The 25,701-nt window shown below is 46.0% G+C and carries 12 protein-coding genes and 4 pseudogenes; 7 read left to right on the top strand and 9 right to left on the bottom strand.

Features of this window, described 5'->3' with window-relative positions:
- Nucleotides 1-118: 118 nt before the first annotated feature.
- Nucleotides 119-328, top strand: a pseudogene (locus Xhom_RS47265) (HAD-IA family hydrolase); the annotation flags it as partial.
- A 20-nt stretch (nucleotides 329-348) separates the two neighbouring features.
- Here the strand turns inward: Xhom_RS47265 and Xhom_RS23805 are convergent.
- A pseudogene (locus Xhom_RS23805) lies at nucleotides 349-1,236 on the bottom strand (IS982 family transposase).
- 100 nt (nucleotides 1,237-1,336) lie between these two features.
- Nucleotides 1,337-1,446 (bottom strand): annotated as a pseudogene (locus Xhom_RS47260) (IS982 family transposase); the annotation flags it as partial.
- Nucleotides 1,447-1,910: 464 nt separating this feature from the next.
- On the opposite strand from Xhom_RS47260, the gene Xhom_RS23795 reads away from it, so the two are divergent.
- Nucleotides 1,911-2,291: a DUF4158 domain-containing protein gene (locus tag Xhom_RS23795; RefSeq protein ID WP_274540193.1), complete on the top strand. Its 381-nt coding sequence runs from the start codon at nucleotides 1,911-1,913 to the stop codon at nucleotides 2,289-2,291.
- Nucleotides 2,292-2,477: 186 nt separating this feature from the next.
- On the opposite strand, the gene Xhom_RS23790 is transcribed toward Xhom_RS23795, so the two are convergent.
- From Xhom_RS23790 to Xhom_RS23775, 5 genes are all read right to left on the bottom strand, one after another.
- Nucleotides 2,478-7,604, bottom strand: a complete 5,127-nt coding sequence (locus Xhom_RS23790) for a type I polyketide synthase (protein WP_169928550.1) — start codon at nucleotides 7,602-7,604, stop codon at nucleotides 2,478-2,480.
- 64 nt (nucleotides 7,605-7,668) lie between these two features.
- Nucleotides 7,669-10,143 (bottom strand): pentapeptide repeat-containing protein, encoded by a 2,475-nt coding sequence (locus tag Xhom_RS23785; protein WP_099140027.1) that lies wholly within the window; start codon nucleotides 10,141-10,143, stop codon nucleotides 7,669-7,671.
- A gap of 4 nt (nucleotides 10,144-10,147) precedes the next feature.
- A complete protein-coding gene (locus tag Xhom_RS31710; RefSeq protein ID WP_169928540.1) occupies nucleotides 10,148-10,801 on the bottom strand; it encodes a hypothetical protein in 654 nt (217 codons plus the stop codon).
- A 15-nt stretch (nucleotides 10,802-10,816) separates the two neighbouring features.
- Nucleotides 10,817-12,076, bottom strand: a complete 1,260-nt coding sequence (locus Xhom_RS23780) for a hypothetical protein (protein WP_099140026.1) — start codon at nucleotides 12,074-12,076, stop codon at nucleotides 10,817-10,819.
- Nucleotides 12,069-16,517 (bottom strand): C-type lectin-like domain-containing protein, encoded by a 4,449-nt coding sequence (locus tag Xhom_RS23775; RefSeq protein WP_099140025.1) that lies wholly within the window; start codon nucleotides 16,515-16,517, stop codon nucleotides 12,069-12,071. The genes Xhom_RS23780 and Xhom_RS23775 overlap by 8 nt, the downstream gene beginning before the upstream one ends.
- A gap of 505 nt (nucleotides 16,518-17,022) precedes the next feature.
- Here Xhom_RS23775 and Xhom_RS23770 point away from each other — a divergent pair.
- The 5 genes and pseudogenes from Xhom_RS23770 (at nucleotide 17,023) to Xhom_RS23750 (ending at nucleotide 23,074) form a co-directional block, all read left to right on the top strand.
- Nucleotides 17,023-17,628, top strand: a complete 606-nt coding sequence (locus tag Xhom_RS23770) for a plasmid pRiA4b ORF-3 family protein (protein WP_420855274.1) — start codon at nucleotides 17,023-17,025, stop codon at nucleotides 17,626-17,628.
- A 155-nt stretch (nucleotides 17,629-17,783) separates the two neighbouring features.
- Nucleotides 17,784-18,344 carry a recombinase family protein gene (locus Xhom_RS23765; protein ID WP_099140023.1) on the top strand — a complete coding sequence of 187 codons (561 nt, stop codon included), beginning with the start codon at nucleotides 17,784-17,786 and terminating at the stop codon, nucleotides 18,342-18,344.
- A gap of 49 nt (nucleotides 18,345-18,393) precedes the next feature.
- A pseudogene (locus Xhom_RS23760) lies at nucleotides 18,394-21,401 on the top strand (Tn3 family transposase).
- A 226-nt stretch (nucleotides 21,402-21,627) separates the two neighbouring features.
- Nucleotides 21,628-22,161: a type IV toxin-antitoxin system AbiEi family antitoxin gene (gene abiEi / locus Xhom_RS23755; protein WP_099140022.1), complete on the top strand. Its 534-nt coding sequence runs from the start codon at nucleotides 21,628-21,630 to the stop codon at nucleotides 22,159-22,161.
- A complete protein-coding gene (locus Xhom_RS23750; RefSeq protein WP_099140021.1) occupies nucleotides 22,154-23,074 on the top strand; it encodes a nucleotidyl transferase AbiEii/AbiGii toxin family protein in 921 nt (306 codons plus the stop codon). The genes abiEi and Xhom_RS23750 overlap by 8 nt, the downstream gene beginning before the upstream one ends.
- Nucleotides 23,075-23,253: 179 nt before the next feature.
- Here the strand turns inward: Xhom_RS23750 and Xhom_RS23745 are convergent, their stop codons facing one another.
- Entirely contained in the window at nucleotides 23,254-24,216 is a 963-nt protein-coding gene (locus tag Xhom_RS23745; protein WP_099140020.1) for a tyrosine-type recombinase/integrase, read from the bottom strand.
- 421 nt (nucleotides 24,217-24,637) lie between these two features.
- On the bottom strand, nucleotides 24,638-25,513 hold the full coding sequence (locus Xhom_RS23740; protein ID WP_099140019.1) for a DNA replication terminus site-binding protein: 876 nt from the start codon (nucleotides 25,511-25,513) through the stop codon (nucleotides 24,638-24,640).
- Nucleotides 25,514-25,701: the final 188 nt, after the last annotated feature.

The raw sequence follows: 25,701 nt of genomic DNA, 5'->3' as shown, positions 1-25,701 counted from the left end.
GGTATTGCCTCTGCTTCACCACGATTATTAATATTAAAAATAATTGAGCAATGTGGTATCGATAATTATTTTGAATATATATCTTCAGCAGATGATATAATCATATAATAAACCACACCCATTGGTTTATCTTAATGCAGCCGAAAAAATGAATGTGTTACCTAACGAGTGTATAGGGATAGAAGATTCCAAAACTGGCATGATTGCAGTTAAAGCAGCCTCAATGAAATGTGTAGTTATACCAAATAATATTGAATATGATTACTCATATTGGGATTTAGCGGATTGGAAGATAAAAAAATTATGGGAATTAGGAAACATAATTTAATTAATTAACCTGAGATCGGTTTAAGCCATCACCCGAAGTCCTGTTTTTTCAGCGCTTGTGATATTGAGTGATGGCTTTTTGGGTTTTAAGCAGTAAGCGATTAATCCACCTAATAAATTCAGCATGAAGCCATGCAAACTACGATGGCGGGAATGCTCAATTTGTGTGACGTTCTTAAGCTGATCATTGATGGTTTCGATGATGAACCGTTTAGCCAACATGGCTCTATCCCAAGCCGCCAATAACCCGGGTTTCATGTTTTTTCGTTGCCCTGTAATTAAGGTTATTCCTTCTGTTTTTAAGTCTTCCGTTAATGCCTTGCTGATATAGCCTTTATCCGCATAAAGTTTATCTAAAAGTCCTTTTGATAATTCTCGAACCGGTGTCCTATCATCAACATTCGCGGGGGTGAGTTTTGCCGCAACAATTTCACCAAGATGATTAATAACGAGGTGAAGTTTAAAACCCTAGAACCCTCCCATCGTTCCTTTTCCTCTCGCCGCCGTCTCTTTAAACACTTTATGTCTTGGTATTCTGAGGTTGTGACACACTTTAATACTAGTTGAATCAATAAATTCAATGCCTGTCGGCTTGCCTTTAAGATGCGTAAAAAACGAACTCAATGGGATAAGTACCATTGGCATGACCTCAAGAAAACGGGTGTAGCTGAGCAATGTAGGAAACGCTTTTCTATGATATAAGTAAATGAATCCAAGATAAAAATTCTTGAAATCACGCTGGTGTGACATATGAAAAGCAATAATAATGGTCATAATTTCACTCGTACTCATTCGTCCTTGGCGTAAACGTTGACGTTCACCGCTCTCAATCAGGTACTTTTGCCATTGAGGCATAAAAATCTGACAAAAATCGTCGACATGACAATATAAGTTGACTAAATTACGCATAGCGGGTTCCTTTGTGAGAAATCATTCTTGGTCGAAAGATCTGATCACGGAACTCGCTTTTAGTTCCCTTCTTTTTATCCCGAGTTCAGGTTAATTAACCTCAGCTCTGCTTAAGAAGAGCCAAGTCAGAGCCCCGTAAATTTAAGCTCGGTTTTTGGGTTGAAAAGTGTAAGCAATTAATCCTGACACAACCTCCAATAAAAAACCGAGCGCTTAGGGGTATTGTGCCCAATTCAGCGAAAAGTTCCACGAATGAAAATAAATTTATTAAATTCAATTCATTATGATTAAATTCATTCTATTAATTTAATCTCTTTTGATACTTTAGATATTGTGTGTCTAGAGCAACCGAGCAAGTCAACAATATAGCTATAGCTTTTGTGTTCCCTGAGAAGACCTTCGATTTTTTGGTGCAGTTTCTTGTCTATCGGGCGGCCTTTATACTTACCTTCCTGCTTGGCTTTTTTTACACTTAAATTGTACTACTCGTATCGATTGAGTCATCTTCTCATTATATTATGTCGCCTATTTTTAGCTGATATAGCATGAGAACAATGAAAGAAATCAAATCAAGTCGTATTCAAATTTTGACAGAGCAGGAAATTCATGAGCTGTATTCTCTCCCCACTTTTAATCAAGCAGAGCGCGAAGAATTCTTTTAGTTAGATCCTAGCATCAAAAAATTTCTATCAAAAATGGGAAAGATAGAAACGAGAATATATTTAATTCCCCTGATCGGTTATTTCCGCGCTAAATCAGTCGTACCTAAGTTTAAACTACGAGAGGTCAAGCAAGATGTAGTCTACATCTACGCCACTTATTTCCCAAACAGAGCTCCCAAATATCCATTTGTCGCTAAAAGTACTCGAGCAACATTGATTGTGAAGATGTATGAGATATTGGGATTTGCAAGGCTATTAAAGCGCGATAGACAAACATTAATGGATCGTTTAAAAGACGTAGCAACAATCTGCACGTATCCAAAATATATTTTTGATGAATGTCTGGCTTTTTTTGGGCAAAAACGAATTGGGCTGGTTGGAAGTGGAGCATAATTATGAAAACTTATTTATAATGCTGGAGAATGTTTCTGACAGAAATGGCATTTATATTCAATTAGTTAAAAAACTCTTCCCAAATAGAACATTAGAGACACCGTAGTCCGATAAGTTTCCTATTGAAACCAAATCGCAACTACGTGTCTCTGAATTAGCTATTCTTAAACAATTCGAAGGTTGTTCCTATTTCGTAATTGCCTTAACTTGCAATCGATATGTAATCAATGATGCAAGTTCAGCCAGCGGCTTATCACTTAACAACAATTCCAGCGGAATATCCAAACGTAATTGTTTGTTGATTTTTTGTACCAACATTAAACCATTCAATGAATCAATACCGTTGTTAGTCAAAGGTAGATCGGGATGGAATACTTCTGTTGACGTCCCAACAATCTCACCACAAAAGGTTTGTAGCAAGCTAACGACATCGTCCAGATCACTCACTGCAAGCGCCGCTTCTATGGGTAAAGTCTGAACCACATTTTCTTGCTGAATATCACGCAATAGCGGTAGGTGACGCATCTGGCTGGACAGCAAATTTGACCAATTCGTCAAGAATGGCACCAGTTGCGGCTCAATCCGAGCAAACAAGCGCTCTAAAACAGCTAATCCCTCCTCTGAACCAAATGGCTGTAAGCCACTATTTTCCAATATTGGCAGCGTTCGACTATCCCGCAAAGCGATCCCCGCTTCCCATGGCCCCCAATTAAGGCTTAACGCAGGTAAACCTTGCTGACGCCGTAAACAGGCCAGACTATCCAACATAGCGTTAGCCGCTGCGTAAGATGCCATACCCGGTAAAGCCAATAATGCCCCCAACGAGGAAAACATAACAAAATGCTCTAAAGGTGCATCAGCCAACGCTTGATGCAATGTCCAGGCAGCTAATGCTTTAGTGGCAAATACTCTATCAAACGCCTCGGGGCTGAGTTCACGATATCCCTGATCTTCAACATGCGCAGCGCAATGAATCACCCCACGCAGCGGCTGGCTGGCTTGTTGTCGATACTCAGCCAAACAAATGTGGGTCCTTTCCACATCACCGAGATCAACCGGCAGATAATTAGCCTCGATCCCTTGTTGATGTAGCATTTCCAATAACTTTTGATCAGCCGTATCAAGGGCAAGACGACGCCCGATCAATAACAAATGTTGAGCACCATGCTGTACCATCCAGGGGATCAATTGACGCCCCATATCACCAAAAGCACCAGTCAGCAGATAGCAGCCATCTGGACGAAAACGCACTGGTGGTAGCGCGGGTATTTCAGGTAATGGCACAAGGCGTAGCACATAACGCTGATCATGGCGCAGAGCTAATTGATCCTCGCCATCACCTATCAATAGCGCGTCCCACCATTTGGTTGGAGCCGTGATACTGTCAATATCCAGTAATCCACCCCATAATGCAGTTGCTTCTTGTTGACCAATAACGCGCATCATTCCCCATAATGCGGCGGCAAATGGATCGGGCTGATCCTGCTCAGTAATTTGATGAGCACATTGAGTCACTATCCACAAACGTGGTTTTATCGACCGTTCGGCTAGCGCCGCACACAAATGGATCAACGAATGATAAGCCATCCGCGGAGCCTGCAACGGCCAGAGGATCAGGATCCTTTCGGTTTCAACAGGAAGAGTATCAACTAATTCTTGAATTTTCTGATAACTGTCAGGCAGACCAGAATACAACGAGGCACACCCACCACGGCGTTGCAACTCATCAACTAACTCTTCTGCCAGAGCGTTTTCACCCCCAAGGATAGCCCATTGCGTCACAGACTCTGTTGATGGCTGAGCGGGCAGTTTACGCCACTGTGGTTGGCCGACAACCAGATTGTGCAGTTTGGCAGACAAGCTATTTTTTCTATTACCAACAAGCTGAACGCAAAACCCGCTGATCTGACAAAGCAACATACCGCTATCAGTATAGACGTCAATATCACCAATCCATTGTTGTTGCGTCTGCTTAGTATTTCGGGCATGGGCATGAACCCGACCTGACAATTTACCATTGATACGCAAATGCTGAATACTGACCGGGATACGGAACTCGTTGGCAGGAATTGGCGCGTGAACATCAGCAGACTGAATCGCCAACAATGATTGGAAGATGCCATCCAAAGCCGCTGGGTGAAAATTCATTCCCTCCGGTGCAGGTGGTAATTCAATCTCACAGATTGTTTCTTCTTTACCAACAAACGCATGGCGCAGAGTACAAAAAACACCACTATAACTGAAATGTAGATGTTGAAATGCCTGATACAACATCTCTTGGTTCCACATGCAAGGATAGCGATCATTTACCGCTAATGGAGGAATAGCACAAGCAGTAGCACCCGGTACAACGATGTTCACCTGTGCACTGGCTGCAAGTTGGTAATGTACACTCTCATCCAGATTACGGGTAATGTGTACTTGCACTTCCATTCGCTGGCGATCTAGCTGTGTCTTTAACCTGAATTCTATGCCTGGCTCTAGCAGTAAAGCCGATTGCAACACAATATTATCAAGCGCTAATCCAACGTCAGGAAAACAGATACGAGCCGCCGCCAACATGATTTCAATATAGCCCGCAGCCGGAAACATTGCATTTCCCATGACAACATGATCGAGTAACCAAGGCACTTGTTCTACAGCCAACTCAGCTTGCCAACTCTCGCTGCCCGGCTGAGCTTCGCCCAATAATACACCGCTCAATATACGTAATCGGCGGCGACGGCTAATCTCTGGTTCATACCAATAAGATTGCTGATGCCAGGAGTAAGTGGGTAGATCAATTGGGCAAGCGGTAGGCATCAGAGTCCGCCAGTCCGGTTCAACCCCAGCTTCAAACAGCTGTCCTAACAGTTGTGGCCAGTTCTGCCCTGAGCGACAAGCAAACACCTGTCCTCGATAAGGCTGGCTCCAATCCTTTAATCCTGCACTCAGTAGGGATTTAGGTGAAACTTCCAGAAAATGGTGGAAACCCGCTTTGAGCATGTTTTCTACCGCGTCGTCAAAACGGAATGACGAAACGACATTGTCAGCCCAATGCTCGGGACTCAACTTTCCATTAATCAACTCCCCGGTGACTGATGAAAACACTGGCAACAAAGGTTCTGCCGCGGGAACGGTTGCCGCATCCGCAGTCAACCCAGCCCTGATTGACTCTATATAATGGGAATGAGAAGCAATTCTATAATTGAGCCAACTACTGGCGATACGCTGCTGCTTTAAGCGCTCAGCAACAGCGGTTAATTCACTTATAGGCCCAGACAGTAAGCAACGATTGATACTATTACGCCCCGCTATCACCACGGCAGGCTCGGCACCGGGGGCAGACAAATGAGGCAATATCTGCTCAACTGTCGCCGCCACGATTAATAATCCGCCGCCTTTATTCAACACACGTTCCAGATAATGATAACGCTGATGTAACAGTGTCAGTGCCTGCGTCAGATCATAAATTCCCGCCAGATAACAAGCCGCCGTTTCACCGGAACTATGACCAAGTAACGCAGCTGGTTTGAACCCCCACTTCTGCAACTGCGCAGCCATTGATATTTGTACAGCAAACTGCATTGGCGGCTCTATCAGTTCATCGGCAGAGATCAATGCCGCATATAAGGAAGGTGCAGAAAATCCCGTCCAAATTGCCTCACAACGCTCGAATTGTTCAGTAAATTCGGGAAATTGCTGAAACCAAGCGATAGAGTCTTGCCAATCTTCACTGCCAATACCCGCAAATATCCAAGCCAGACGATCAACTTTTTTATTATTATGCTCCGACGACACATTCAGATTAGTCAACCGCTGTCGCAACTGTTCTCGGTTACTGAATGCGATCCCCTTACGTAACGGAAAGCAGTGACGAGTCGTCGCCAAGCTATAGCACAAATCATCAAGGGCAATATCTGGCTGCTGTTGCAGCAAATCAGCAATGCTCTGCGCTTGTTGCTTCAGAGAAAACTCAGACTGCGCAGACAATGGCAGCATGAAAGCTTGCCCTTGCGTCGTCCGAAGTTGTACGGAAGATTCTGCATTATTACTTAACACCACATGGACATTCGTTCCGCCAAAACCAAAGGAATTCACCCCAGCTATCACTTTTCCTTCAGACAATGGAGTTAACTGCTGTGGAACTTGCAATCCCAACTCAGTAAAACGAATGTAGCGGTTAGGCGGCTCGGCATGTAAATTGCCCGGTACCTGTCCTCGTTGTAAACACAATACCGCTTTAATTAATCCAGCAATGCCCGCCGCAGCTTCCGTATGACCAATTACGGATTTACACGCACCAATCAACAATGGGCGGTCTGTCGGTTCGGGCCGACAGACCAGCCCCAGTGCTTCTGCTTCTATCGGATCACCTACCCCAGTCCCAGTACCATGGGCCTCAATATAATCAATCTCTTCCGGGGAAATCCCCGCCTGAGCACAGGCCATCCGAATCACTCGTTGTTGTGCGGTGCTACTTGGCTGAGTAATCGTGGGAGTGCGGCCATCTTGATTGGCAGCTGAACCGTGGATCACCGCCAAAACGGGATCGCCATCCTGTAAAGCCGCATTCAAAGGTTTCAGCAAAACAGCACCGACTCCTTCACTACGCACATAACCATCAGCGTTAGCTGAAAAGCTATGACAGCGGTTGGTCAATGATAGAAAACCAGTACGGCTTTCTACTACCGAAAAATCAGGCATCAACATTAACTGGCTGCCACCCGCTAGCGCCAGTTGTGATTCTCCGCGCCGTAAACTTTCACAAGCCAAATGGACCGCTAACAGGGACGATGAACAGGCGCTATCAATAGTCAAGGATGGTCCTTGAAAATCAAACGCATGGGATATCCGGTTTGACAACATGGTTCCCATTGCACCGGTTGAGGTATAACCGGTAGTCTGACGCAAATCAGTAAATTGCAGGTGCATATAATCATGAGTGAAAGCACCGATATAGACACCAACCGCCTGACCCGCCAACGATTTTGGCGCTATTCTCGCCCGTTCCAGCGTTTCCCATGTCACCTGCAACATCAAACGATGCTGTGGATCGATAAAAGGCGCTTCTGTATTACTGATATCAAACACCGCCGCATCGAAGCCGGTAACATCAGCGATAAATCCGCCTTCTCGCGCCACCATTTTCCCCGGCAAATTACGATCTCGGGAACTATAAGCCTGAGTTGACCAGCGTTCAGGGGGGACTGGGGTAATTGCGTCACTTGAACCACACAACAGCTGCCAGAATTCCTCTGGAGAGCTAACATCCCCCGGGAAACGGCAACTCATACCGATAATGGCAATCGGCATATTATCGCTTCTCATCATATTAATATCCATAGTGGTATTCTTTACTCCGATTAGTTGTTTGCCAGATCATCGTGCTTACTTATCAACACCAAGTCGTCGGACTGGGAATACATTTTGGCGGATGAGGTGGTAATCCCGGCGTCATCAATGACTGATAGCTGATACCCGTATTGAGTAACTGATAACGCAAACCACTTGGGCAGGTGGTGGCTCCATCCATTGCCTGAGTGATATCAATTGTCACCCCAAAAGCGACATTAACCGGTTGCAATGTATTGTCAGCCGCAGTACGGATGATACGTAATGGCGATCCACCACAAACTTGCAGATGGTTATTACCGACCTCACTCACCCGAATCACCATAAAGTTACAATATCCTCGATAATTCAGATCGGTGTCTGGCGGCTGGTTGGAAATAATCCAATATTGATCACTTTGCTTTTCAATGATTTTGGCATTAGATAACAGGCTGTAGCCGTTATCAGTGAATACCTGACGCAACTCTTTTGAGACTGTGCCACTATTTAATGAACTCATCAGCTCAAGCGCCGCACTGAATAAAGGCACACCTGTTAACTTATTGCCTGTTTCCTCAAACGGTAAAGCCACCGCGCCATTGGTCAGATTAGCGCCGGTCAATTTAGCTTCCGTAAAGATAGTGCCTTGAATTGAAGCAAAGGCCAGAGATGCCGGCTTAAGACCTTCGGTGGGTTCTAACATTGCCTTGCTGAAATCAGTATTCACCAGACTAGCATAGGACAAATTCGCACCAAACAATCGAGCCTGAGTGAAATTCATTGTCGCTAAGTTAGCATTCGACAAATTGACCTGTTCCAAATTGGCGTTATCGGCTCTGGCGTTACTGCCGTACCAATGAGCGCCAGACATATCAACCGCGTACAGATTAGCGCCAGTCAGGATAGCATTAGGCATAAATGTGTTGGCAAGAATTGCCGCATTACCGCCATTATCTTGCGCAACGTTTAATTGCCCATCCTGATAGTGAATAAATAACGGTTTACCATCATGTTCCACCAGCCAGTTCTGGCCCGGCTGACGAACCAACACCTCTGCCTGACCATTAACCAATATCTTTCCCTGATACAAAATTTGACGTAACCGTTCAGGCAGTTGCTGATTATCCAGCGTCTGAGCATCGGCTTCATCCAAATGTGTCACTGTGGATAAAGCACCAAATTGAGCGCCAGTTAAATTAACATTCTCCAGACTCGCATTAGATAAATTCGCGCCAACTAAAGAGACATTTCCCAGAACAGTGGCACCGGCCAGATTAGCACCGACCAGAACTGCGCCATTCAGTGACGTAGAATCCAGATTTGCCTTTTTCATCGACGCCATCAGGAATATGACTTGATCCAGCTTCTGGCTGCTCAGATTAACGCCATCCATCTGTGCCTGAGTAAAATCCGTTTTAGCGGTAATCGTGGCATCAACCAAGTTCATCTCTGTCAGCACCGTCGCTAATAAGGTACTGTCGCTGAGGTTAAGTTGACTATAACCGGTAGTTAACGATAACCGTGCGTTGGTCAGATTTGCGCCACTGAAATTAACATGATTGATATTCGCCCCGGTAAAATCAGTCCCCACTAACGTGGCTTGACTAAAATTCGAGGTCTGCAAAGTGGTATTCTGCAAATTCACCAACGTCATGATCGCCGCGGTAAAATTGCAGGAAGCCAGACTGGCGCCGCTTAGATCAACATTAATCAGATTCGCCTGAGATAAATCAGCATTCTCCATTATCACCGAAGGTAACAATGCTCCAGAGAAATCCGCACCGGGCGCTTTTAGACGATTCAATATCGGCTGACCACCACTGCTCTTACAGCCACGGAAAATGGCGTTCGGTAGCTCAGCGTCAGGCATATTGGTCTCACTACCGACGATACACTTTTCAAAAAGCGCATTTTTACCATGAATATGCGTTAGATCAGTCTTGCTTAAGTCACAACCACTAAAATTACAATCATCAACTTTGACATTAGTTAAATCAGCATCAATCAATGTCGAACCATGCAGGTCGGCATTGGACAAATCGACGGCCATCATCACCATTTCATTCAAATTCTCTTCGGCGAGATAAGCAAAACGCAGATCTGCTCCCATTGCCCCCCATTCTTTAAGGAATTCCAAGTCCTTTGTCACGATAGTACGAGTAAATTGGGCTGACAGAGGCGGACTGCTAGTGACTACCTGCCAAACCAGCCCAGATTGTTGCGCCACCAAATAGCTGTCACCACTGCTACTGATACGACGCAGGCGAAATCCAGATCCTTCTACCTCTTCCAACCGGATCTCGGCAACCGCGCCATTGCGCGATTGATTAGCTTGAGGAGTATTACCGCTCGCGGCCAAGTATTGACCATTGCCCGCCTGTAACCAAAAGCTACTAATGCCATAAGCATTAATCATTTGATTTATCGCCCCTGATTGCTTGGCTGACAGGCTGAGCGTACCATCCGTCTGAACAGTAATCAGTTGGCCGGAAGTTGCTGCAAATTGCCATTTACCGGCAAAAGATCTGGATTCACTCATGTCATTATCCTCTTGATTGAACTACAGAAACCTTTCCGGCTCTCCCGGCCTGACCACCACTGGCGCTAATACCGCCAATGCCATATCCCCCATCGGGTGCATGTGAACCATCACCATTTACACCCCCGCGCCCAGCAATCCCCCCAGCGCCACCTGGCTGTCCGACGCCGCCATCCCCGCCATCAGAGGTGGCAGATATTGGTTTCGGTAAGCTAGTCTGGATGTATCTGACCCAAACATTACCGCCATCGCTGCCAGCCCCGCCATTGCCTCCATTTCCACCATTGCCACCGTTACCGCCGATACCACCCGGCTTCCCTGACGATAATGAACTACCACGGCCACCATTACCGCCATCACCACCATTGCCGCCATAACCCGCTGTACCACCATTACCGCCATTACCGCCACTATTGCTAATACGCACCACGCTCTGTACGTCAAAACGATTACAACGCAGGGCAAACCACCAGCCAGAACCTGATTGACCATCCAGGCCATTCTGACCGGGTTGACCATCACCACCAGGGCCACCGGCAGTGGGTGGCTTGCGTCGAGAGCCATTCTGACCATCAACCCCCCGTTGACCATCAGCGCCATTGGCTCCATCGGCACCATTCACGCCATTAGTACCCAAAATTTGAATATCTGCGACCATGACTCCTCCTTGCCGTTATTGTTTTTTGCCGTTGACATAAACTGAGCCTACGGTACCTGCTTTTCCGGCAGTTCCTGTGCTCCCTGATGTACCATTTTTACCTGAGCTACCACTGGAATAACCACTACCGCCGCCGCCGCCGACACCACCAGAACCACCATTGCCACCATTACCACCATTGCCGGCAATTGCCCTGGCCTTAAAGGATGCGCTCCCCCCTTCGTCGTAAGTAAAATAGATGTTACCGCCGTTACCCGCGTTACCACCATTACCGCTGGCACCACCATTGCCACCACTACCGCCATTACCGCCGTTTCCAGCCCTACATTCGCTGGTAGAGCCACCGCCATTCCCTCCTTTCCCGCCATTACCACCGTTACCACCATTACCGCCATTACCACCATTACCGCCTTGTGTCAGCATATTCACAAAGCCTGTGATGGTACCGGTTTTAAAATTGACATCCTCTGCATTCCCTCCTTTCTCGCCGTCACTTCCTCTGGCGCCATCAGTACCACCGCCACCCGCAGTACCTGACGTAGCCTGCGTTGCACAGGAGTTTTTATTATCTTTACCGGGGTTACCATTACTGCCGTCTTTCCCATTGGAGCCACTGTTTCCGCTCCCGCCATTGCCTCCGTCCCCTCCAATATTTTCAATGTTCGTGCCATCATTATCTGTACCTAAGGTATTAACTATGATCACTTCGTTCGCCTGAACCGTGCCATTGGTGAGATAAATAATTTTACCGCCAGGTTGAATCGTTATCTTATTAAAATTTAAGTTAACAGGTTCTCCGTGACTCTCTTTACTTCCAACAATCAATGGATTACTGGCAGTAACAACGATATCTTCACCACTGTATAACGCGACTTTCATCGGGAAACGTTTAGCGTTCAGAATATCTTCATAATCTTTGACCAAAGGAGAATAACCATAGATATAAGCGCGGAAAGCTTTACATATATCAGCATGATTACCGGTGACATTTGCCAACCGTTCAGCAGAATAGGGTTCAGGTAGCGGATGATGGGGTTCCATTCCGCCTGGTCCATACTCACTGTCAGGCACACCCCCAAGTTCCTTCAATTCTTGTATGGTTTGTACGGTAAAAAACGCGGGTGGCACAGTGGCTATTTTCGGGTCGTTAGAAAATATCACCGGCCCGTCAAAGTCCGAAGTGTTCAATTGCTTTGGCTGCCGCTCGGTACCGGTCAAATGATAATGCTCACGCAATTCAGCCAAAGTTTCGTTAACCGTTTTCATTTTATTCATGGGAATTCTCCTGAGTTTTGGTATAAGTTTGTACGTTTAGAATCACAGAGGCGTCACATATCAGTTGCCCACCTTGCTTAAGCGCCAAAGTGTCAACCACCACCACTATCGGTCTTGAAGTCGGATTGCTAATGTTCAGAACCCCGTCATCAGCAATCTCCAGTTCAGCAATCGCAAAAACATCAACGGTTGCCGGAAAGGATATCGGCGCTTCAACAGGGGGGATACCAGAAAGGGTCAATAGCTCCGATGCTGACGACACTTCTGCCGTATAAGAAGGAGCCAGTGACTGTGGGTCGTCAGGCCGTAAAGAGCCTTGCGACGAAGATGCAACAACGACTTTCTCCGTTACATCGCTCTCTGGGATACCTAATAATTGCAAAACCTCTTTAAATCCTGAGCTATAATTTTTTAATGGCATAGTTGTCTCCGAGAAACTGTAAACAGAAATAATCTGCTGATTATCGCCATCCACGGTGCAAATAACTGGGTAACGGGTACTAACATCAGTAATGATGAAATAACCATTTTCATTGATAGTTTCGATCGTTGCCTTGTTACTAAGAGGGTGTTTGTTGTCAGCAAAAACTGAGCGGATTTTATCCATATCGTGTTGCTGGAATATCGGTAATTGATCGATACCCAGATCGAATATTGGTGTAGTTGGCATCCACTGGCTGATCTGTGGTTGGGTACGTTGATTTTCACCCAAGAATTTGCCGTAATTCATCGCCACCAGAGTACGGAACGAATCTATCGCCAGATGTCCAGCAACAATATGCTGGCGTTTAGCTGGATCAGGCACTAATGTCGAATCAGGGACAGTTACCAGGAAAGTACCGTCAGGATTATAGATATCAAGGATATAATCCGTTGGATCCCGCCCTTCGTTACGGTATGACAAGACATAAATATATCCCTTCGCCTCAACCGCAACATCCAGATACGTAATCCCGGCTGGCTTATTCAGTGGCATATAGGACAGATAATCCGCTACCGTAATCTGAGCAGGATTCGTTGCATTAAGGGTTAACAGCCAGGATCGAGCGCTGCTAAGATCATCAATTTGCCATTTGACACCTTGACCGATAGCGATAACCCGTACATTACTCAAATCGTTATATACAGATACCGTTTGTCCCTGAGCGGTCAGCGTGTAAGTCACGGGTTTCTGCGGATCATATACCAACCAGCTCTGCCCTTGCTGTATCACGTCAACCGTTGTGCTGCCAACTGGGTCAATATTACCGTCTGCGGTCTGGTTATAACTTAGATAGATCCCATCTTGCGCAAAGGTGGCAATAATCTGCTCGTCCAGTACTCCAGCATTCAGCGAACGTATAAAGTTTGGATCACTGTTACTGAACAGGAATGTCAACCCCTGCTCACGAAATGCTTGTTGTAATGCCGGGGAAAACTCCTGAGCATTCAGTGTTGCCTGATAATCAGCGGTAGCAAGTTGAAACAGTGTTGCACCCGCAAAACTCGGGAATGAGTTCCCTTTAGTATCAAACGCCTGAATACGGGTATTGATTGTCTCCAATAATAGTATGCGGCCATCTGGCGTTACGGTCAGGGCAATTGGCCCATGGGTTAGCCCTTGCCGAATCCCTTCTCCAGAGACAATCTGTGCCGCTGGAGCCTGATCATCCGGATAGCCCTGATCACCCAACGCCAGGATCTGCATCTTGCTATATTGCCAACTGACAGCAATGACATAGCCGCTCGGGTGAACCACCATCGCATCAAGATATGGAATGGTAAAAGTCCCCCACGAAAGCGGATTATCCGTCAAACCAAAATTATGGCTGCCATCACGCAGGTCCACCCGACGTAAGTGATATTCACCAAACCGTGAATCAATAATAAAGTTATAAGGCGTGATGGTTTTTTCGTCCGGTCCAGCGCCGAAACTGTTATAACTGATCAGCGGTTGTACTTTGAAACCCACCTCGGATAATTTCAGACGTTCATTCAACGTGTCGTTGCTCAGAGTGGAAATGTTTTGCAACACATACATCTGGCCGCTATTTGGCGGACTTAATGGATCTTCTAGTGGGATATCCTGACCGGAAGCTTGATAGCAATAACCAACCTGATAATCCGAATCCAATATTGTCATATTGACCAGTTTACAGATGTTCTTGCCCACATTGCTGCAATTGAGTGAAGACTGGGTTTCCAACGGCACGCTGCCTTCAATCCACTGGTACTCTTTTTTATCTCTATCGTAAGACAACTGTTCCCAATATTCGTATTGAGTCACCTGAGTCAGCGGCACCAACATCTCTTTTATATTACCGCTGACGCGCATGATGCCTTCATTAGGGTCGTCTGGCTGCGCATTCAGCAGATCACTGGTGTAGCTCCCCGCTAACCAGCCAGTGGCTGAATAGACATTAGCCTTGATTTTGAGTGTTCCACCCCAGCCAACCGAATTGAAATTAAAAGATAGTGGTGTATTGGAACCTGTCGTGGGTAATGGAATAGTCTGGGTATAGTAGGTGCCGTTGGTATATTCAACGGTCACCTGGCACTGTACTGCCACCGGCGGCCAGATTGCGGTTTCCGGACGGCCCGCTTCACCATGAGCAGGATCAGGATGCAGAGTAAAAGCCAGTGTCATCTGACGCTTGATATCCACTTCCAATGTGGCGGGCGAGGAAAGTAATTCACCTGTAGTTACAGCGATCTGTGCCACATCCAGCGCAATTGCAGCTAGCCGGAACGCCCAACCAACCACCGGAACCGCCTGCGCAGCCGCACTGGCTGCTACTTGGGCTGTAACATAAGTCGCTAACGCTTCCATCCCTTTTTTAGCCAGAATACCAATGGCAATGCTGGCTAAACTGGTTAGCACCTTTTTAGTATTGAATAACGCTGAACCGACAGCGGCACCACCACCAATCAATGGGAAAGCAATACCGGCCAGTATGGCAACGTTGTCCTTATTAGAAATAAAATCTTTATACCACTGGCTGTTAGTTACCATGGCTCCAGCTAACATCATCAGAGCCGGAATACCGTATTGGAACATACCGGTCAAAATCACACCCGGCCAAACAATCGGGTTCTCCCAACGGGAGGTTCCCAGGCCACCAAACAAGAATTTAGCTGCCTGGGCTTCAGCCGGCCAGGGCAAGCCAAATTTAGTGGGATCAGTGGGCATCGGGATCCCCATGATCGTATTGACATTAGCCAATACGCCCAGGGCCTTTTGTGATGGCGTTTCGAATAACGCGGCCAACTCTTGAGGGAAATAAAATGGCCAATTACCGTCAACCTTTGGATTATCGATCGGCTGTTCCATCTTCGTGTCTTTAAAAAATTGAATATAGACACCTAGCTGACGTAAATATTTGTTCTTAAAGTCAATGGAAAAATGGTTTTGGCTGCTATCGTAACGGATGCTGTTGGCATACACATCCATACCGTGATTAGGAGTACGGTTGGTGGCAGTCCAGATTTGGCTGGTGTCCCGCTTAAGAGCCAATGCTGCTGCCTGATCTTTGAATTCGGCAACGTCCAGAGACGCACTTTGGCTGACACTCCAATTATGATTTTGCAGGCGACCATCATCACGCGAAGTTCTCAACGCATTGGACGCAGGTGAACCTGATCCTCCCTCTGTTTCATCTGATAAATTATATTGCATCACCGGATCACCAGCGGGAAAAATCACCTGCCCATCTTGACCGACCCAATCAAACTCGTAGAACATTTCGCTGCCATCAGGGGCAACCAATTGCCCATAAGTGGCAAACCCCCCAGTTTCCGTTGCTGGCCCTTGACTCGATATCGATATAGCCAGTTCATAAACTCGGTTATATTGCAACGGGTCTATTGCCTCCGGTGGGGCAATATGTGCATTCATGACAATTGATGCCGAATAGGCCTGACTGTTAGCCAATTCCGGATGGGAAAACACAATAGAACAGGCAACATCCCACGGCGTTTTTACTTCATTAGCTGCAATCAACAGATCACTGCAATGAATAGAATTTAGCGCCAAATGTTGACTATTAACACCAAAAGCACTGAGTTTGCCAGGTAAAGCTATACCCACATTATTTACTGCGAGTTTTTCTATATTACGTTTAGCATAACGACGTAAATGAGCATTAGGAATATGATAAGAAAGATGATAAAGAACCGGTAATGAAGAACGATAAGGCCCGGATTTATCACCAACCACTTTAATTAGCGTAACGTGATGAGGTAAAAAATAGTGTTCAGGTACCTCCGCGAAATGGCTAATATTGTGTGAACCGTAACGCAGAACCATATCTATTGCAGGATTTTCTCCAGCTGCTCTGGCTAAACTTGACTCATCATGTTCTTGCAACGGTATATTATATTCACCAACCCAAAGGTTTAATTGACTGGATTGGGTACGTAAATGGCTTTGAGCTAGGTCAAAATGTAGAATATGCGTTTTCATTTGGATTTTATCTCTCTAAATAACTATTTTCGTTATCACAATAAATACTCAATAACCGTATAAATAATTCGGCGGAAAATCCCGAAAAAATAATCCCCATGAGAATGAATACATCCTCCTATAAACTTATTTTTTAAATGATAAATACCTGAAACTAAGTAGAAAAAGATTTATCTACTTTACAAAAATCAATTGAATGTGACATTTAAGCTACACAATTAATAACATTAATGCGATTTCAAACTTTTTTCATCAGTTAAAGAAGATATTTATGTGACGCATAGCTAGCTTTCAATTTTAGCTAATTAATGGTTTCAATTTTAAATCTTTATTATCCGATGTTATTAGTATGAGTTAAATTAAGAGTAAAAATAATCATCTAAAATTATAAAACCTATCTTCAATAATAAAACAAACCTTTAAATAAACTAATCTCATAAATTAAGAGGAGACCATAAAAAACTGTGGGGCACGGTGTTAAACCGGCGATAGAATGAACAGTTAAGTGCACTTATTAGTCCGATATTTCACCATGAAAATTTATGTCGTTAAAATCGCCCTTCGGGGTATTAGCCCAATGGTCTGGCGCCGATTCAGACTATCAGGCGAGACATCTTTAGCCGCTTTTCATTATATTATTCAGATCGCGCAGGGATGGCAGGATGATCACCTTCACCAATTCCGTATTTATGCTAAAGATTACGGCATTTCCTACTCCGGCGGGATTGCATTTTCTGATAATCCTTACAAAATCGCGCTGGATGACTTTGGATTTGATGCTGGTGACCGTTTTACCTACGAGTACAACTTTTTCGAGCACTGGTTTCACGATATCCGTATTGAAACTGTTTTCGAAAACGCTAACCTGAAGTCACCTTTTTGTTTGGCCGGAAACCGAATGCCCGGGGCGACATTAGCCGATGAAACGACTAAAACACTAGCATTGCTCAACGCGATTATTCATGCTGATGAAACGACCACGGTCGGAGAGATCCGTCCCTTGATTGAGGCACTTGATGCCGTCAGATTCAACCGTCCAAAGGTGAACCGCCAATTAAGCAGACTCAACCTTGATTCACCGGAACTGGAATCCATCGTGATCGGGCTGTAGTGGATAGCGATGATCGGTATCCATAAAGGTATACCCTAACCTGACGTCAGGCCTGATAATGAAAAAGTGTCAGAGTAAAGTCTCTATGCACATTTATTGACACAGGCAATTAAAGGTCATAGATTCTTTTCTGACACATTCAGTATTGGAGGAGTATGAAAGGTCAACGTATTGGCTATATACGGGTAAGTAGCTTTGACCAGAACCCAGAACGACAACTGGATCAGACTCAGGTGGACAAAGTCTTCGTCGATAAAGCATCGGGTAAAGATACTCAGCGGCCAGAGCTGGATTCACTATTGTCATTCGTGCGTGATGGAGACATCGTGGTAGTTCATAGTATGGACAGGCTGGCTCGTAACCTGGATGATTTGCGCCGTTTGGTACAAAAGCTTACCCATAAGGGAGTGCGTATCGAGTTTGTTAAAGAATGCCTGACATTCACTGGCGAAGATTCACCCATGGCAAACCTGATGCTCTCAGTGATGGGGGCTTTTGCCGAGTTCGAACGTTCTTTAATCCATGAACGTCAGCGTGAAGGGATCGCTTTAGCCAGGCTGCGTGGAGCTTATCGTGGACGGAAAAAATCACTGTCCTCAGAACAACAAATTGAAGTTCGACGGCGAGCAATGGATGGTGAGAAAAAAGCTCAGCTTGCTCGCGAGTTTGGTATTAGTCGTGAAACGCTGTATCAATATCTGAAACAGCCTGATTAACATCTTATTTTTATGTATTCGTATGTGATCCGTAGCTAGGGAGGCACATTTGCCAGCAGATTTTTTAAACACGGAACAACGTGCAAGTTATGGTCAGTTCTCTGGTGAGCCTAATGGCATTCAGCTTGCTCGTTTCTTTCTGCTGGACGAAGTGGATATGGATTTCATTAACCATCGGCGCGGAAGGGCAAACCGTCTGGCGGTGGCATTGCTGATTGGCAGCGTTCGATTTCTTGGCTCATGGCCTCATGACTTGTCAGCGATCCCAACCAACGTATTGTGGTTTGTTGCCCGACAGCTGGGTATATCCGATACGAATGTTCTGTCCGACTACTCCAGAAGAGAAACCACGCTGCGTGAACATCAGGCTCTGATCCACCGTCAGTATGGCTATCGTGATTTTTCTTGGCCGTGGACTTTCAGATTGAGCCGATTACTGTTCACCCGCAGCTGGCTCAGCAACGAACGACCGGGTCTGCTTTTCGATCTGGCTACCAGCTGGCTTCTGCAAAATAAAATACTGTTACCGGGCGTCACCACGCTGACCCGTCTGATATCCGAAATACGTGAAAAATCAGCAGACAGGCTCTGGTCACGGCTGTCCGGGCTGGCATCAGGCGAACAGTGCTCATTACTTGAAGAACTGTTACAGGTGCCTGAAGGAGTACGCACCTCACGTTTTGATCAGTTAAGAAAAGGTCCGGTTTCCATCAGCGGCCCAGCATTTAATCAGGCCGTTTCGCGCTACCTGAAACTGAAAGCATTTGGCATGCAGGATCTCGACTTCAGCGGTATTCCTCCAGTGCGTTTCAATGCACTTGCCCGGTATGCTGATATGATTTCAGTGTACAAAATAGCCCGGATGCCGCCGCAAGACGAACAGCGATGCTGGTTGCCTTTGTCCGCTCCTGCGAAATATCGGCACTGGATGACGCGCTGGATGTTCTGGATGGGGTTATCGCTGATATCGGCCGGGAGGCGAAAAAAATTGGGCAGAAAAAACGACTGCGGACACTGAAAGACCTTGATAAGTCGGCATTAGAGCTGGCACAGATCTGCTCGGTGCTCCTGGATGAAAATGTTGATAGTGAATTGCTCCGTTCGACGATATTCAGGAAATTTCCTCCAGCCAGGCTGGCCGATACCATCGCATTTATAAACGCCATCGCCCGACCTTCTGACACCAGCTTTCACGATGAAATGGTGGAACAGTATGGGAGAGTCCGCCGCTTTCTTCCCTGTTTGCTGGAAAATATTGAATTCAGCGCCGCTCCGGCAGGTGAAACAACGCTGGAGGCTATACGCTACCTTGCGGCGATCCGGTCAACCCGTGGGCAACATATTGATGATGCGCCAATGGCGATAATTACCGGCCCCTGGAAACGACTTTGCTATGGTAAAGACGGTCATTTATCCCGACAAGGCTATACCCTTTGTGTGATGAATAAGTTACAGGATAGTCTTCGACGTCGGGATATTTATGTCGCACGGAGCGAGCGCTGGGGAGATCCGAGGGCTAAACTTCTCCAGGGTCAGGACTGGCATACCAACAGAGTGCAGGTATATCGCTCCCTTGGGCATCCCCTCAACGCCGGAGAGGCCGTCAATGCGCTGACCCGGCAGCTTGACGCTGTGTATCGGCAGGTCGCTAAAAATTTTGCCGATAATCAGGCTGTTTCGCTGGATTTCACTGGTAAACGCACGAAGCTGACCATTGCTCATCTGAACGGACTGGATGAGCCACCAACGCTGAAGTTACTCTCGAAGCGTATATCTGACCTGCTGCCAGTTGTCGATCTGACTGAACTCCTTCTTGAAATTAACGCGCATACAGGGTTTGCAGATGAATTTACCCATGCAAGCGAAGTGGGTGCGCGTATGGATGACCTGACCGTCAGTATCTGTGCGGTATTGCTGGCTGAAGCCTGTAATATTGGTATGGAGCCCTTTATTCGACCCAATATTCCGGCGCTGACCCGTTATCGCCTGAGTTGGACCAAACAAAATTATCTCAGGGCAGAAACGCTGGTAAAGGCAAACGCCAGGCTGGTTGATTATCAGTCTACCCTGCCTCTGGCTCAGAAATGGGGCGGTGGTGAGGTTGCCTCTGCTGACGGCATGCGATTTATTGCCCCGGTACGAACGCTACATGCAGGCCCCAATCGAAAATATTTTGGTTCCAGCCGTGGGATCACCTGGTACAACTTCATTTCAGATCAGTACTCCGGATTTCATGGCGTTGTCGTTCCAGGCACGCTAAGGGATTCCATATTTGTACTGGAAGGGCTACTGGAGCAGCAAACCGGACTAAATCCGACTGAGATAATGACAGATACGGCCGGTTTCAGTGATCTGATCTTCGGTCTTTTCTGGTTGCTGGGCTATCAGTTTTCTCCCCGTCTGGCTGATGCGGGAGCCTCTGTATTCTGGCGTGTGGATAAAGATGCAGATTATGGCGTGCTGAATGATATCGCCCGTAATGCTGCGAATGCCCGGAAGATAGAGCAGCACTGGGATGACATGATGCGCATGGCCGGTTCCCTGACGTTGGGGACAATTCGTGTGTCAGTTTTGATTCGTTCGTTGCTGAGCAGCGATCGCCCTTCAGGATTAACACAGGCCATTATCGAAGCCGGGAAAATAAATAAGACACTATACCTGCTGAATTATATTGATGATGAAGATTATCGACGTCGCATCCTGACCCAGCTTAACCGGGGAGAAAGCAGGCATGCTGTCGCCAGAGCCATTTGTCACGGGCAGAAAGGCGAGATCAGAAAGCGCTATCAGGATGGGCAAGAGGAGCAACTGGGCGCTCTGGGGCTGGTGACCAATGCCGTCGTGCTCTGGAATACCATGTATATGCAGGCAGCACTGGAACATTTGCGGGATGAGGGCGAAGCCATTAATGAAGATGATGAGTCCCGGCTGTCACCACTGCGCCATGCGCATATCAATATGCTGGGTCACTATACATTCACGCTGGCAGAACAGGTAACAAAAGGACAGCTAAGGCCACTTAAGCAAGCGGAAGAGAGCGATGAATGGCCTTTATAATTATCTTTTGTCATGGCAGCGAAAGTACTGGTTTGGTTAAAAAACATACTTAGCGTACGTTTTCGTACGGTTGGGCTTCAGACCCCTAATCCTGCCGCGTTCCCCTTATTATTATATCTTTACACAAAACACCCATAAAGGGGGTTTATATGTGGATATATAATTGGTATGATAACTATCTATACACAAAAAAACATATCAAGGGTATAGCTGTGGAGATAATGGAATGGATAGGATTACAGCAATTAACACATTAGACAAGTTCAGCAAAATGGGAAAACGTATTTTCCTTTTGCGGGATTTGGAAGTTATCTTTGCTGATGACTCCCCTCGGACACTGCAAAAATCTATTGATCGCCTCATCAATGCCGGATTGTTAGTCCGTATCACCAAAGGTGTTTATGCGTATGCGCGGGATGGTCTGGGGTCTTATCCGCTGGAGACAATTTCAACAAATATCCGTCGTGGCGAATACAATTACGTCAGCCTGGAATCGGCGTTGTCTCAGTATGGCCTGATTTCACAAATTCCCATCGACCGACTGACGATTATGTCTACTGGCAGATCGGGAGAATTTGAAACGCCGTGGGGCGTTATTGAGATCACCCACACCAGCAGGGAGCCAAGCGAAATTCTGAAAGAAACATTGGAAAACCGGGGACCACTGCGCATCGCAAGAAAAGAAACCGCTCTTCGTGACTTGAAAAGAGTGGGGAGAAACATGCACCTGGTTCAAATGGAGGAATTTGCGCATGCCTGAATACGTCAATTTTAACGCCCTTGTCGATGAGGTCATTACCCAAGATGGGCTTGCCAATATCAGGCCTGTCGTGGAGAAAGAGCTGCTGCACTATGACATTCTGTTTTGCCTCGCTAAAGACGGTTTGCTCAGGGAAATGACCTTTCAGGGCGGCACATCGTTAAGACTCTGCTACAGTTCCAACCGATTCAGCGAAGATCTAGATTTTGCTGGCGGCCGTGACTTTTGTTCAGCGGACATGAGCAGGATTAAGGTGAGCGTGGAAAGTTACCTGGGGGCGCGTTATGGGATTGAAGTCACGGTGAAGGAACCCAATGAGCTTCGAAAGGAGCCGGAGTATGCCGATGTGAAAATCGATAAATGGCAAATCTCCGTCACAACAGCCCCGGAAAGGAAAGATTTACCAAAGCAACGCATCAAAATTGAGATCGCCAACGTCCCGGCGTATACAAGAGATGCACGTCCATTAAAGCGGAATTACTCCGTGCTGCCTGATGGCTACTCCGAAACCATCGTATCGGTCGAGACACTGGCTGAAATCATGGCGGATAAGTTGATTTCGTTCCCGGTGACAACATCTCACATTCGCCATCGCGATATGTGGGATTTGGTGTGGCTGAAACAGCAAGATGTTGAGCCCGATTTAGACCTAATCAAGAGCAAATTATCAGATTATCGTATTACTGATTTTTACAAACTCGTTCAGGCACGACTGGACTCTATCGACAACCTTATTGCTTCCGGTAACTTCCAGACTGAAATGAAACGATTTATTCCCGCGCCCGTTTACAACAGAACTATCGGGCAGGATCCTTTTTTACACTATCTCACAACGATCCTAAAAGAATTACTAACGACTGTGCAAAAAGGATTGTACTCACCGGGAACCCGTACCGTTCCATTCAAAATGTAACGATTAAACCTGTAATCATTTTTATGCTCTCTAAGAACTCCAAGTTAGCTAATCGTTTTAAGCCGTTATCAGGTCAGATTTTTTCAGCCCTTTATTGCTAAAGATCCTGTATAGTAAAAACCAATAATAACTTCATATTGTTACAATTTAACCCTCATTATCACTTTTTCATCTTTTTCTTATTTGAATGTTAATCGCTGAGCCGCCTCTTGAAGACGTTTTTTACCCCGTTTATCGTATTGCTGGGTTGTCGTTACACTGGCATGACCCAGGGCATCTTTCACGGTGAAAATATCTTCACCATTTTCAAGTAATGATGAAGCATAGGTTCTTCTTAAATCATGTGGTGTAAATTCCTTCATATTACTATTTAAATTTTTCAATAATCGTTCAAAAATAAAACGAATTGATGATGTGCCCAGCTTGTTACCTGTCACATCATCATTTTTTAATATACGGTTAAACAGATAGCCTGCGTGGGGTCCTCGTACCTCATTCACCCATAACAATAACCGTTCTTTAATTTCGTCAGGCATATAATTCTCACGCTCTTTATTCCCTTTACCGTGAATAATGATAAGTGAGCTTTCAAAATCAATATCCTCATATTTCAAATCTACAACTTCAGAACGCCTTAACCCGCACCCTACCATGACGGCAAACATGGCTGCATCACGGACAGCAATGGCACTGTTAAGACTGTCAAAGTACTGGAATATTTTTTGAATTTCACTCTTCTCCAGCATCCTGCCTTTACTGACACGGACACCTTTGAGCCGTTTTACCGATTTAATGTCCTGATACGTATGGCTGTCGATGTGACGGCTGGATCTCGCTTCTTCAGCGACACCTTTGATCGCACATAACATGAGATTGATGGTATTGGGGGCTTTGTTTTGGTTAATTAACCGTTTGATCACTATCTGGACCTTCGTTTTATCTAATGTTGACCAGTCAAATGTCGTTAGGTCAAAGGCTTCGAACATGTTCGCTATTTTATTCAGACATGAGCGCATGGTTATTTGGCTTTTGGTCGATCGTAATCTCAGCAGATAACTGACCGCCGGGTTGATAGCATTATGTGTATTGACTGTGAGGTCATACGATTTTGTTACGTTGTCACTAATTATCAAATCATTCATTATTTACCTCACAGGAACACTCAATCTGAACAGGGTTCATTTTTTAAAATTCAAATGGATTTCATTGGACTATAGCATGGATTTTTTCTTACTGCTTTAAACAGCTATTTAAAACAGTAATGTTGCAGGTCTGTCTTAGGAATAGGAATTTGTTGTTGTGTAGGGACAATATAGTTTGTACACAAGGGATGACTACTGATGTGCAACATGTTGATATTGCTATTTTATATTCATCAAAAACTACTGACTTAGTGAAATACTAGTAAAGTGAAACGAGCATGATAAGCAACTGTGTAAATATTAGAAGGAACATATTTAGGTTCTTTCTCTGGTAATTCAGACATGATTTTCCCTTTGCTAACGAAACACCTTATGTATTATTGGGGATTTGTGCTCATTCCCGCGCAAAGTTCATTCACCGCTATTCCGGGAAAGATTCGATGGTGACGCCAGCGAAAGTGCCAAGGACTTCCGATGCCACTCGGTCCGAGCGTGTCTTACGTTGCTCTGAGGCATCGAAGCTCCGAAGCATCTTGATCCGGATGTCGTGGTCCTGGAGCAGAATCAAGGGCATTGGGGCGGTTACCGTCTTCAATACGCCCGCGGCCATGATGTTCGCTACCGGCTGAACCTTTACTTCCCTTCTCTCTCTGAGAAAGGGTTCAGGCGTTGTAGCAATCTTCCGAATGAGTTGTTCAAGAGGGAGTTGGTAATCAGGCCCTGACCGTTCCAGCTCATCCCTGATCCGTTGCAGGAGCTCATCCTTCACCGGTTTTTTCAATGCGTCCTTCCGTTGCCAGGTAAAACCGATGGAGTCCACGTCACCTTGCGAGTAGCAGCGGATCTGCCTGTACAGGTGCAGTGTCATGACCCCGGGACATTCGGCCCGAAGCGCCTCAAACCGTTCTTGCCTGGTTGGGTATGTCGCGATAATGAACTCTTCTATGCCTGCTTTGGCCGCGTTGATGCGGTCGACCACAGCCTGTATGTCGTCTGCTGCGCCGCTCCGGGCAGGGGAGAACCAGAGAGTCCCCACCGTGCGCCGGGCGAACTTCTGAGAAAAATCCGGGTTGATATGGAGATCCTGATAGCAGGTTGCAGCGAGAGCCAGCGCTTCGCGTCCGGTCTGTTCCGATACGACAATCTTTCTGACGGGCTCGCTTTCCATTCCTTTAGACGTGGGGGTTATGGCCGCCACTCGTGCGTACCGGGGAGAGAGCCGTTTTATCAGGGAGGACAGTTGCGTCAGGTCGCGGCACATGACCGAGTATTGTTCAGAAATGACGTTTTTAGCCATGTTGCTGCCTACGTGTGAATGTGTTTCAACCGGTCATGAGTTGCATAATAGACAACAGTAGACCATCATGCAAATTAGAATACAAAAGACCCCAGCTACCTCCCTACCTTGCCCTGCCTTTTCTTCTTTCTCCCTTTTTCTCAATTTTATCTCAAAAAGGGTCAATCAGGACGCCTGACGACGCTCCG

Source organism: Xenorhabdus hominickii (assembly GCF_002632725.1).
Classification (GTDB): Bacteria; Pseudomonadota; Gammaproteobacteria; order Enterobacterales; family Enterobacteriaceae; genus Xenorhabdus; species Xenorhabdus hominickii.
Note: the sequence above shows the minus strand (reverse complement) of the source record. Positions and strands in the feature narration are given on the sequence as shown.

Bases quoted from the DNA above. Each gene is read 5' to 3' on its own strand.
- Xhom_RS23790 (WP_169928550.1), bottom strand. From the start codon at position 7,604: ATGATGAGAAGCGATAATATGCCGATTGCCATTATCGGTATGAGTTGC.
- Xhom_RS23785 (WP_099140027.1), bottom strand. From the start codon at position 10,143: ATGAGTGAATCCAGATCTTTTGCCGGTAAATGGCAATTTGCAGCAACT.
- Xhom_RS31710 (WP_169928540.1), bottom strand. From the start codon at position 10,801: ATGGTCGCAGATATTCAAATTTTGGGTACTAATGGCGTGAATGGTGCC.
- Xhom_RS23780 (WP_099140026.1), bottom strand. From the start codon at position 12,076: ATGAATAAAATGAAAACGGTTAACGAAACTTTGGCTGAATTGCGTGAG.
- Xhom_RS23775 (WP_099140025.1), bottom strand. From the start codon at position 16,517: ATGAAAACGCATATTCTACATTTTGACCTAGCTCAAAGCCATTTACGT.
- Xhom_RS23765 (WP_099140023.1), top strand. From the start codon at position 17,784: ATGAAAGGTCAACGTATTGGCTATATACGGGTAAGTAGCTTTGACCAG.
- abiEi (WP_099140022.1), top strand. From the start codon at position 21,628: ATGGATAGGATTACAGCAATTAACACATTAGACAAGTTCAGCAAAATG.
- Xhom_RS23750 (WP_099140021.1), top strand. From the start codon at position 22,154: ATGCCTGAATACGTCAATTTTAACGCCCTTGTCGATGAGGTCATTACC.
- Xhom_RS23745 (WP_099140020.1), bottom strand. From the start codon at position 24,216: ATGAATGATTTGATAATTAGTGACAACGTAACAAAATCGTATGACCTC.
- Xhom_RS23740 (WP_099140019.1), bottom strand. From the start codon at position 25,513: ATGGCTAAAAACGTCATTTCTGAACAATACTCGGTCATGTGCCGCGAC.